The sequence below is a fragment of the Marinobacter vulgaris genome (genome assembly GCF_003344045.1).
GTDB lineage: Bacteria > Pseudomonadota > Gammaproteobacteria > Pseudomonadales > Oleiphilaceae > Marinobacter > Marinobacter vulgaris.
This window is the reverse complement of record NZ_QFWX01000036.1, coordinates 1-666: the sequence shown is the minus strand read 5'-3', so window position 1 is coordinate 666 and position 666 is coordinate 1. Positions and strand designations below refer to the sequence as shown.

Annotated in this window: 1 protein-coding gene; it reads left to right on the top strand. The window is 57.7% G+C overall.

From position 1 onward, the window contains the following. A partial coding sequence (locus DIT71_RS17680; protein WP_227538205.1) for a GTP-binding protein occupies positions 1 to 666 on the top strand: 666 nt, incomplete at both ends.

The window sequence follows — 666 nt, the reverse complement described above, 5'->3', positions numbered from 1 at the left end:
TGTCTAAAGCAAAATTTGAACGTAACAAGCCACACGTAAACGTGGGCACCATTGGTCACGTAGACCATGGCAAGACCACGTTGACAGCCGCGCTGACTCGTGTGTGTCACGAAGTGTGGGGGACAGGTTCTGCGAGTGCATTCGATTCGATCGACAACGCACCGGAAGAGAAGGCTCGTGGCATCACGATCGCGACGTCCCACGTTGAGTATGATTCACCGGCACGTCACTACGCACACGTAGACTGCCCGGGCCACGCTGATTATGTGAAGAACATGATCACCGGTGCGGCCCAGATGGACGGCGCTATCCTGGTTTGCTCCGCAGCTGACGGCCCCATGCCGCAGACTCGCGAGCACATCCTGCTGTCCCGCCAGGTAGGCGTACCTTTCATCGTTGTGTTCCTGAACAAGGCGGACATGGTCGATGACGAGGAGCTGCTTGAGCTGGTCGAGATGGAAGTTCGCGAACTGCTTGAGCAGTACGACTTCCCGGGCGACGACACGCCGATCGTTACCGGTTCCGCGCTGATGGCGCTGGAAGGTAAGGACGACAACGAAATGGGCACCACCGCTGTCAAGAAGCTGGTAGAAGCCCTGGACGCCTACATTCCGGATCCGGAGCGTGCCATTGATCAGCCGTTCCTGATGCCGATCGAAGACGTTT